Source organism: Propionivibrio sp. (genome assembly GCF_016790145.1).
Taxonomy (GTDB): Bacteria; Pseudomonadota; Gammaproteobacteria; order Burkholderiales; family Rhodocyclaceae; genus Propionivibrio.
In genome coordinates this window covers 1-9,226 of the sequence record NZ_JAEUOI010000183.1, presented here as the reverse complement: position 1 = coordinate 9,226, position 9,226 = coordinate 1, and the positions used below count along the sequence as shown (strand labels likewise).

General features: G+C 59.3%; 9 protein-coding genes, 1 tRNA gene and 1 pseudogene. 3 read left to right on the top strand and 8 right to left on the bottom strand.

Features of this window, described 5'->3' with window-relative positions:
• Window positions 1-21: 21 nt before the first annotated feature.
• Window positions 22-560 (bottom strand): annotated as a pseudogene (locus JNM42_RS19515) (peroxiredoxin).
• Between the two features lie 66 nt (window positions 561-626).
• Between JNM42_RS19515 and JNM42_RS15370 the strand changes: the two are divergent.
• A tRNA-Arg gene (locus JNM42_RS15370) sits at window positions 627-701 on the top strand.
• A gap of 557 nt (window positions 702-1,258) precedes the next feature.
• Here the strand turns inward: JNM42_RS15370 and JNM42_RS15365 are convergent.
• Complete coding sequence (locus JNM42_RS15365) at window positions 1,259-2,137, bottom strand: CoA ester lyase (protein ID WP_294272042.1); 879 nt, start codon at window positions 2,135-2,137, stop codon at window positions 1,259-1,261.
• Between the two features lie 21 nt (window positions 2,138-2,158).
• Between JNM42_RS15365 and JNM42_RS15360 the strand changes: the two genes are divergently transcribed.
• A complete protein-coding gene (locus JNM42_RS15360; protein WP_294272040.1) occupies window positions 2,159-2,641 on the top strand; it encodes a hypothetical protein in 483 nt (160 codons plus the stop codon).
• A gap of 5 nt (window positions 2,642-2,646) precedes the next feature.
• Here JNM42_RS15360 and JNM42_RS15355 read toward each other — a convergent pair whose 3' ends face one another.
• Window positions 2,647-3,090, bottom strand: a complete 444-nt coding sequence (locus tag JNM42_RS15355; RefSeq protein ID WP_294272038.1) for a glycine zipper 2TM domain-containing protein — start codon at window positions 3,088-3,090, stop codon at window positions 2,647-2,649.
• 111 nt (window positions 3,091-3,201) lie between these two features.
• Window positions 3,202-3,531 carry a hypothetical protein gene (locus tag JNM42_RS15350; RefSeq protein ID WP_294272035.1) on the bottom strand — a complete coding sequence of 110 codons (330 nt, stop codon included), beginning with the start codon at window positions 3,529-3,531 and terminating at the stop codon, window positions 3,202-3,204.
• Between the two features lie 264 nt (window positions 3,532-3,795).
• On the opposite strand from JNM42_RS15350, the gene JNM42_RS15345 reads away from it, so the two are divergent.
• Window positions 3,796-4,221 (top strand): thioesterase family protein, encoded by a 426-nt coding sequence (locus JNM42_RS15345; RefSeq protein WP_294272033.1) that lies wholly within the window; start codon window positions 3,796-3,798, stop codon window positions 4,219-4,221.
• A 19-nt stretch (window positions 4,222-4,240) separates the two neighbouring features.
• On the opposite strand, the gene JNM42_RS15340 is transcribed toward JNM42_RS15345, so the two are convergent.
• From JNM42_RS15340 to JNM42_RS15325, 4 genes are all read right to left on the bottom strand, one after another.
• The gene (locus tag JNM42_RS15340) at window positions 4,241-5,755 is read right to left on the bottom strand and encodes a DUF294 nucleotidyltransferase-like domain-containing protein (protein ID WP_294272030.1); all 1,515 of its coding nucleotides are present in this window, start codon (window positions 5,753-5,755) and stop codon (window positions 4,241-4,243) included.
• Complete coding sequence (locus tag JNM42_RS15335) at window positions 5,736-7,889, bottom strand: exonuclease domain-containing protein (protein ID WP_294272028.1); 2,154 nt, start codon at window positions 7,887-7,889, stop codon at window positions 5,736-5,738. Before JNM42_RS15335 ends, JNM42_RS15340 begins: the two co-directional genes overlap by 20 nt.
• Window positions 7,890-8,258, bottom strand: a complete 369-nt coding sequence (locus JNM42_RS15330) for a response regulator (RefSeq protein WP_294272025.1) — start codon at window positions 8,256-8,258, stop codon at window positions 7,890-7,892. It lies immediately after the preceding gene.
• Window positions 8,259-8,290: 32 nt separating this feature from the next.
• The coding region (locus tag JNM42_RS15325) for a HAMP domain-containing sensor histidine kinase (protein ID WP_294272023.1) at window positions 8,291-9,226 on the bottom strand (936 nt) is incomplete at its 5' end.

The window sequence follows — 9,226 nt, the reverse complement described above, 5'->3', positions numbered from 1 at the left end:
CAGGTGCGGCATGAAGTGAGCTTACTTTCCGGAGGACGAAGAGAGTTGTTTGAGGTCGGCAATGATTTCGGCTGAATGCTTCGAGGTATCGACCTTGAGATAGGTTTTCGCGATTTTACCCTGTGCGTCGATCAGGAAGGTGTAACGACGGGCAAAACGAGCGACTGTCCAGTCCGCGTAGGCCCCATAGCGTTTGGCCACGGCGCCGTCCTTGTCGGCCAGCAGCGGGAAAGGCAGGTGATACTTTTCCGCAAACTCTGCATTTGAAGCCGTGCTATCAATGCTGACGCCGACAATCTGCGCACCCAGAGCCTGGTCAACTGCGCCATATCGTCGCGAAAACTGCAGGCCTCTTCCGTGCACCCCGGCGTATCGTTCTTGGGATAGAAGTAAAGCACCAGCCACCTGCCGCGCAGACTTTCGAGAGAAACATCCCGCCCGCTCTGGTCGGGCAGTGCAAAAGCCGGCGCCACGCTGCCGACCGCTGGCACCGCATCGGCCCATGACAGTTTGGTAAGTGCGATCAACAGAAACACGGAAATACAGATTCGCTTGAGCATCATCATTCTCAATATTAAAGGGAAATTGGCAGTCGAGCACCCCGGCGCGCTAGAATACGCCCCGACCTCCTCGTAGCATAATGGATAGTGCACGCGCCTCCTAAGCGTGAGATATGGGTTCGATTCCCGTCGAGGAGGCCAAACCGACCCGGGACTTTACCCCGGCACATCGCTGTAACACCCGTCAACTGGAGATCCTGGCACGCCATGACCTGTGAAGCGCATGGATATTGTTTTCCATGCATTCGGGCTTGAAGATGACCTTGTTGATTGGCTTCCAGGCTCGACGTTTTTCAGAAGCAGGAAAGGAACCGAATAACGGTCTTGCTCTACGTGCCTAGGGAGGTCTGCCCTGCCGGCGGCGCGCCCCTGAATTTGTGGCGGAAGACAATCAGAGGCACTATTACCAAACTGGATTTTTTCTACCCGGCAACCAGCGACCGAACGATCACTGACTGTCGCCAGATTGCTTGCCAACTAGAAGCTCTTCTACACCGATGTCCTCGTCGAAGTCGTCGCAACGGATGCCGGTTCCCGATCGGAACAGTCGTGAGTGCTTGCATTCCTACTTGGTTCGTTCGCTTGGATTTCGTATATTTTCGTCCAGCGGAATCTATCCAGCTCAGCGCAGAATGATTGATCTGCCTGAAGCGGCGGCGCTCAGCAATGCGCCGCCTCGTCCGTTACGCGGCGACAGCTTAGGCGGCCTGCATCTTCTCGATCGCCTCGGCCATCGTGACTACCCGCTTTGCGCTTTCCACGTGCAGGTTCTCGATCAGCTTGCCGTCGACGACCACAACGCCCTCGCCGCGTGCGCTTGCCGCTGAATGAGCTTCGATAATCTTGCGCGACCATTCGACGTCGGCGGTGTTCGGCGTGAATACCTTGTTGCAAGCTCCCACCTGCTTCGGATGGATCAGCGTCTTGCCGTCGAAACCGAGTTCCGATCCCTGCTGGCAGGCAAACTCGAAACCGGCATCGTCGTTGAGGTCGAGGTAAACACCGTCAAGGATGGCAAGTCCGGCCGCGCGCGCGGCGAGCAGACAAAGTCCGAGCGAGGTAATGAACGGCAGACGCTCGTGGGTATGCGCGCAGTCAAGCTCCTTGGCGAGATCCGAAGTGCCCATCACCAGACAGGCCATGCGCGGCGTCGACTCGGCGATCCGCTGGGATTCCAGGACACTGCGCGGCGTCTCCATCATCGCCCAGATGGCCATGGTCTCCGGGGCGCCGTTCGCTCGCATGATCGCCTCCATGTGGCGGATGGCGTCGGCGCTTTCCACCTTCGGCAACAGCAGCGCGTCGGCGCCGGATTTCGACGCCAGGGCCACATCGTCGAAGCCCCATCGCGTAGAAAGGGAATTGACGCGAATGATCACTTCGCGCATCCCGTAGCCGCCCGCCTTCACGGACTCGCAGACCTGTTTGCGGGCAGTTTCCTTGGCGTCGGGGGCGACCGCGTCTTCAAGATCGAGAATCAGCCCATCCGCCGGCAAGGTTTTCGCCTTGTCGAGGGCGCGGGCGTTCGAGCCCGGCATGTAAAGGACGCTACGACGCGGACGTGCTGTTTGTTGCATGATTCTCCCCTTTGCTAATCGATGGTTGATGGTGTTGCGCTGACGAAAAAGGTACTCCCTTGCTTTAACGAAGTAAAGTTCTTCAAGGCGCATCAAGCATTGTCAAGCATGGTCAGTGGTATCGGCGACGACTTCCGTCCATGGCCTGATCTTGACCAGAGTAGTTGCGAGACTATCCTTGGCACATTCGGTGTCATGGTGGACCTGCCCACGCAGCCATCAACCAACCGGCGGCCCGAAAAACCGGATCAACCTCAGATCGGTGTCGGCGGTGATAGCACGGCGACCCGCGACGATCTCGCCAAAGCGTTGGGCGGGAACGAATGTACGTTTTTCACCCTCGCCGATATTGAGGCGGTATGCAGCAAGCTGAACACAATGGACACTGGCTTCCGCCGGTGTGACGGCTTATTCAGCGTTTCCTTAGGCGAAGAAAAGAACTGGCTGGATAGATCAAGGGATAGGAGTAACGGGCTGGCAGACAGCCCGTTACCTGGTGAGTAATTTGCTTAGCGCGGAACGACCCGTGCGCCGTCACCGCTACCCTGGATGTACACCCGCTGGCCATTGAACAGATTTGGATTCGTCGGCTGCGTTATCGAGACCAGTACCCCATTGTTGACACGGACGACGATTTGCTGCCCCGCAAGGGGCTGATCGTATTTCTTCTGCACGGCATTGCCGGCGAATGCGCCGCCGACGGCTCCCAGCACCATGGCGACATCGCGCCCGGTGCCGGCACCGATCAGACTGCCGATTCCGAGTCCGGCCAGGCCGCCGACCACGGCGCCGACGCCCGCATGCTGATTGCTTTGCAACTGGACGAGGGTGATCTGTTCGATAACCCCGGCGCGCAGGTCAATTTCATCCGGTTGCGTTCCAGGTGTGGCGCAGGCGCCGAGGGTTGCGGCCAGAGCCAAGGCCGAGAGCCAGGATATAATTCTTTGAATCATAGGTTCTCCATTGAGCTTTAAGGTAGTGCCCGTTTGGGCTGTCGCCAGCAAGGCGGCGGTCATTCGGGATTTTGCGGTGCTTGTGCGTGGCGCTTCGAATGAGGAGCCAGTCTACTGCGCGAAGGCCTGGTTTCTTCCGGAAACCGCAACGCAACTGACCGATCCGATCTGGCAAACCACCAGATAAGTCACTTTCTGTCCGCAACCCTGCACACCAACCGTATATTCGGCGCGTTCGATCCCGTTCCAGAGTGCTGGCTGGAGCAGGGTGTTGGAGAGAATCGTTCCGGTGGCACTGGGGCAGGACAGGTCAAACTGCCCACGGCGTACCGCGCTCTGCAGGGCGTTGCCCTGATCGCCGGCAAGCAACTGCTGGTCGCTGGCGCAGCCCGCCAGAACGAGCCCCAAGGCAGACAGTGCAAGTAGTGTGCTTCTGGTCATGATGATTACCTCCGGTGGTGAATGAAAGATGTACAGGAAATTCAAGCTGCATTGAAGAGTATCTCCGTCTCTGACCACCGCCGTCAATAGGTTTCTTGCCAGCGAGGAGTTCCTGGAAAGCAGACGGACAAGCTCTCTTGTCTGTGCCTGATTTCGTTTGTATCAGCGCGCCGGAACCTCGATCAAATTCAAGCTTGCAAACGCAGCGAAGGTTCTTGTTGTTATGCTAGCGCCTTTACTTTTTGAAATTGAGCAGAGAAAGCCATGGCCCGTATCCAGATCGAACTCCCCGAGCAGTTTCCCTTTGCCACTGAAATCACCCTCTACCTCAGCCACATGAACTACGGCGGACATTTGGACAATGCGCTGCTGCTGACTGTGGTTTCGGAGGCGCGTGCCCGCTTCTTCCAGTCCCTCGGTTACAGCGAACTGGATATCGAGGGGGTCGGTATTGTTATTTCGGATGCGGCGCTGCAATACCGCTCGGAGGCCTTTCACGGCGAAGTAATGCTTGTGCGCATGGGCGCTGCAGACTTCGGCAGCAAAGGCTGCGACCTGCTGTGGTGCATGAACGAACGATCAAGCCAACGAGAAGTGGCACGCGGCAAAACCGGGATTGTTTTTTTCGACTATGCAACGCGCAAAGTCACGCAGGTGCCGGAAAACTTCCGCGCACGACTTGAGCACTGAACAAGCGGGCCGCAAGTCGCTAAGACGTCAATGCGTATTCCATTGCCAGTCGCTGCTGCAGGCTGCGTGCCTGTTTCAGCGACTCCTTGAGGATGTGCCGATCAAGCGCATGCAGCAGATCGGGATTGACGCGATTGGGATCCTCGTTCGCACTGGCAGCGACCTGATGTTCGAGCCGCATACGCTGGATATGATAGAAGGCATCGACTAACGCGGCTGTTTCATGAGGCGGTATGCCGATCGCGCTGCCGGCGGCGCGCAGGCGCTCGACGGTATTGGTATCCGGTACGCCCCTGGCCAGGGACTGGATGCGTGCCGCATCGACGAAGGGACGCGCACCGTGCTTCTTCAGATCGATGGTGTGCGGAAACTCCTTGTTGCCGTCATAACGAAAACCTTGCCACCAATTGAGCGGCGACCCCCAGTTCATGGTACTTGCAACCAGCGCACGCAGAAAGATCGGATACTCTGACGCTCTGGCCAGCAGCCATTCGCGCAGTTCGCCAGCCAGCGAATCCTGCCCGTAGAGCGAGCGAAAATCGAAGAAGATGGTTGAATTGAGCAAAGCCTCCGGATGCGCGTTGGACATCCACTCTCCGAAAGCCGACTTCCACTCATCAAGAGAGAGGCACCAGGCCGGATTGCTGGCCATGATGTTGCCATTACACAAGGGGAAGCCGCAGGCATCGAGTGCCTCATTGACGGCTCGGGCAAAGGGCAAAAAAGCCTGGCGCAGGCTGGCGGCTTCGTCTTCAGAGGCCGCAGCAAAGATCAGGCCGTTATCCTGATCGGAAGCCAGCGTCTGCTCGAGACGACCTTCGGATCCGAACACCAGCCAGCACCAGGGAACATAGGGCAGTTCGAAACGTCCTGCGGTCAGTTCGATGACCTGCAAGGTGAGCAGATCGTTGAGCGCCGAAATACGCTGGCAGATGGCTTCGGCACCCACCCGCTCGGCCAGCAGGTGGGTAGCCAGGCGGCGTACACCGGCAGCCAGGGTGGTCAGGGCATCGACATCCCTGGCTGCCAGAATGGCGGTGACCAGTTCTTCGGCGCGGGCGCCGGGCTGGGTGTAAAGATCGGCTTGTGAAACGACATTGAAGTAGCTTCCGTCCACTTCGGTCAGCACCAGATGGCGGACACCGCGGCGCACCATGATGACGCTCGCCTGATGCGCGGTGGCGTCGGCCGGCAGGGTGATCAAGCCACCGGTCATGATCAAGGCGATTGGCACATCGAGGTCACCGGCTTCGATGGCGATGCGGCGCAACACGTCGCGTAGCGTCACGATGCCGAGCGCTACGCGGCTCGCCTCATCGACAACGACAATGGCGTCGGTGTGGGCAGTATCCAGTTTGAGCAAGGTTTCGCGCACGCTCGCCGACGGCGGCACGGTTAGCGGCGCTGAGCGCACCAGTTGGCGCAGGGTGGAGAAGGATGAAAGCGGCGCAACGCGGGCGCCTGCCGCACTGATGCCAAGGCTGACCAGCGCATCGGGATGCGGGTGGGCGGCATCAATACTTGAGTCGGGCATGGTAGGTCCTCTCACTCGCTTCACGCGCCTGGCGCAAGGTATGGATGCCCATTGCGGCGAGCAGCGGCAACATTTTAAGGAAAACTTCAGCTGTCACCATGGCATCGCCCAAGGCCGTATGACGACCAAAAACCGAGACACCCAGCCGTTCGGCAATGGCTTCGAGACGATGCATTTCCTGATTGGGATGCAACACCGCAGAGAGCAGCAGCGTGTCAAGCACCGGTTGCTCGAAGCGCACGCCGAGACGCGCTTCCTTGAGTTGCAGAAAACGCATGTCAAAAGCGGCATTGTGCGCAACCAGCACCGTATCGGCGCAATAAGCGAGGAAGGCAGGCAACACGGTGGCAATGGTTGGCTGCCCGACGAGCAGATCCGGCGTGATGCCATGAACGAGGATCGACTCCTTCGACAATACCCGCTGCGGGTCGACCAACTGGTCAAAACACTCGTGACCGAGCAGACGGCGATTGACGATACGTGTCGCGCCGATCTGGATAATCTCGTCGCCACCCGAAGGGTCGAGCCCGGTAGTCTCTGTATCGAAAACCGTATAGGTCAGTTCGGCCAGCGGGCACTCGTCAAGCTGATGACTGACTGCCGAGTGATTGAAAAGATCAAAGTCGTAGAACTCCGGCCGGCTGCCCTGGAGCGCCGGTTCCCTGCTGCGGGCAGCATCCTTCGGCATCTCGGCAATCGGCAGCATGATGCGGAAAAAGGCACGATGCGAAACGCGTTCGCGCTGAAACCAGATCTCCCCGTTGCAGCGATCAACCACATCGCGCACGGAAAGCGGCGTCGCTTCGCCGGCTGTGTTCATCGAATCCATTTCCCAGGTCATCGCTGTTTCGTTATTCATGAAACTGCCAGCCCAGATCAGATCAAGCTGCGCCAAACGCCCGTCGAGTGCCAGGGCAAGGCGTACCTCACGGATCTGGTATTCGTCGTGCAGGCGTGTGGACAGAAAGGACAGTACCTGCAGCAAACCGAAACTGTCGATACGCAGCCACAGGCTATCATCGACATTGTCGACCTTGACGGCCAACCCGGCGTGCTCGGCAATGCGGCGAGCAGCGGCACTGACCAACTCGGCGCCGAGCATTTCTTCGAGCGGCCAGCGCACGCGCAGATCGTTCGAGAAGGCCGTCGCTGCACTCTCCAGATGCAGGGACAGCGCCCGTGCTTCGTCACGAATGACGCCGAGAAAACGCGCACGCTGCTCAGGCAGCATGTCGGTAAAATCGGTGAGTGTCTCGGCCGCTGCGCGGATGTTTCCCAGCGGTCCGCGTCCGCCTTCAGTCAGCGACTGGATCAAGCCATCGCGTCGGGCATCGCGCTCGTGATCGGCGGTAATGTCGTCGAGGATCAGGACGAAACCGGTGAGCGTGGAGGCGGCCGCCGGTTCGCCGTCTGCCGCCAGAACCGGTGTCATCAACGCGCGTAACAGCCGGCCGCTGCGCGTGGCGGTGACAAACTGCGCAGAGCGCGACCCGGCCATTTCTCCTGGCCTCTGCTGCAGTCGTTCAAGCGCGTGGGCAATCAAGCTGCGATCAAGAACGGTATATATCGAGCGACCGAGCCCGAGCAACTCGACACCGCCGGTTTCCTCGAGCCCGCTCAATTCTTCACGCGCCCGCTGGTTATAGAGCAACACGCGACCATCGAGATTGCAGACGACGACACTCTGGTTGAGCTCGGCCATCAATGCGGCAAGGCGACTGCGTTCTTCTTCCAGTGAGGCGCGGGCTTCACGAACACGCCCGGCCAGATCGTTTTCCAATGCGTCGCGAACGCTTGCCAGTTGATTGACGGCCTGCCCGATAGCCTGCAATTCGGGAGCCACATAGTTGCTAACCCGCACACCGCAATGCGCCGCCAGCGCACCGGCCTCTTCGGCGAGACGCAGGCTGGCCCGCACATAACGGTGATACACCTCGCGCAGTGCCGCACAGGCCAGCGCACAGGCCAGCACGGCGACCATGAGAATTGAGACAACGCGATCACTGAAGCTGAGTACCGCTTCGCCGCCTGCACCAGCACCGAGCTGCATCAGCGCAACCTCGGCAGCGACCAGAGCCAGCAGGAAAAGGCACACTGTCGCTGCGGCAAACACCAGCTTGCGCGAGGAATTCACCTAGACCCCCAGCAGCACGCGCACCTGCGCCACCAGATCCTTGGTTGAAAATGGCTTCGTCATGTAGCCATCGGCGCCCAGCCCCAGGCCTTTGCTGACCTCGGTTTCCCGACCCTTGGCGGTGAGCATCAGCACGCGCATCGACGCCAGCTCGGGGTCGGCGCGCAAGGCCTGACAGACATCAAAGCCATTCATCTTTGGCATCATCACGTCGAGCAGTACCAGATCGGGCCGCTCGGCACGCGCCTTGGCCAGCGCCTCTTCACCATCGACCGCAACCAGCACTTCAAAACCTTCACGGCGCAGCAAAAACTCGAGGGAAATGACGATATTCGGTTCATCGTCGGCAATCAGTACTTTTTTGCTCATGTCTCCTCCATTACCAACCTACTCCGAACGCCCTACACAGGAGCGTTCTCCGTTAATACAGCAGCCTGCACGTAGGGCAGGTAAAAATGAAAGGTGGCGCCTTCTCCCACAACGCTGTCGACCCACAGGCGCCCACCGAAATGCTCGATGATACGCCGGCTGATCGGCAAACCAAGGCCTGTTCCAGTCGGCTTGTCGGTCATCGAGTCGCCGACCTGCCGGAATTTTTCAAAAATGATCTGTTGATCCTGCGCGCGGATACCGGGTCCGTTGTCGGCAACGCTCACCTCAAGCCCGTTCGCCCCGGCACGTAAACTCACGCGCACCAAGCCCGACCCGGCCGGGAGAAACTTTACTGCATTTGACAGCAGATTGAGCATGACCTGAATCAAACGGTCGCGGTCAGACAGAATAAACGGCAATCCGTCCGGCAGTTCAAGCTCGATGCGCGCCCCCCGCTCGCGGAAAAGCTGGCTGGTGGCCGCCAGCGACTGTTCGATGAGATCCTTCAGATCGACCTCGGTAGCGTGCCAGTCGGCTTTGCCCGACTCGATCTTGGCCAGATCGAGCGTCTGGTTGATCAGTCGGGTCAGCCGCTCGGTTTCGCTGACCACCAGCCCGAGAAAGCGCTCGCGGTCGGCCAGATGCATCTTCGGATCGTCGCGCAGGATTTCGGAAAAGGCGCGGATCGAGGTCAACGGTGTGCGCAGCTCGTGGGTCACCGACGACATGATGTCGTCCTTGACACGATCAAGTTCCTGCAGGCGGACGTTGGCCGCTTTGAGATCACGGGTGGCGTCCTCCAGTTCGCGCGATTTGCGCTCCAGTTCGTGGCTATAGCTGCGCAACTGCGAGGATTCATCGAGGATATCCATGACCTCGGACAGACTGAGCGGCTCCTCCTTGGCCACCGAAGCGACCAGCACCCGCGCCGAAGCACTGCCAATGGCACCGGCCAGCAGGGATTC

Excerpts from the sequence above, each read along its gene's own strand:
- JNM42_RS15360 (WP_294272040.1), top strand. The coding sequence starts at position 2,159 with ATGGTTGATGGTGTTGCGCTGACGAAAAAGGTACTCCCTTGCTTTAAC.
- JNM42_RS15340 (WP_294272030.1), bottom strand. The coding sequence starts at position 5,755 with ATGCCCGACTCAAGTATTGATGCCGCCCACCCGCATCCCGATGCGCTG.
- JNM42_RS15350 (WP_294272035.1), bottom strand. The coding sequence starts at position 3,531 with ATGACCAGAAGCACACTACTTGCACTGTCTGCCTTGGGGCTCGTTCTG.
- JNM42_RS15365 (WP_294272042.1), bottom strand. The coding sequence starts at position 2,137 with ATGCAACAAACAGCACGTCCGCGTCGTAGCGTCCTTTACATGCCGGGC.
- JNM42_RS15345 (WP_294272033.1), top strand. The coding sequence starts at position 3,796 with ATGGCCCGTATCCAGATCGAACTCCCCGAGCAGTTTCCCTTTGCCACT.
- JNM42_RS15355 (WP_294272038.1), bottom strand. The coding sequence starts at position 3,090 with ATGATTCAAAGAATTATATCCTGGCTCTCGGCCTTGGCTCTGGCCGCA.
- JNM42_RS15330 (WP_294272025.1), bottom strand. The coding sequence starts at position 8,258 with ATGAGCAAAAAAGTACTGATTGCCGACGATGAACCGAATATCGTCATT.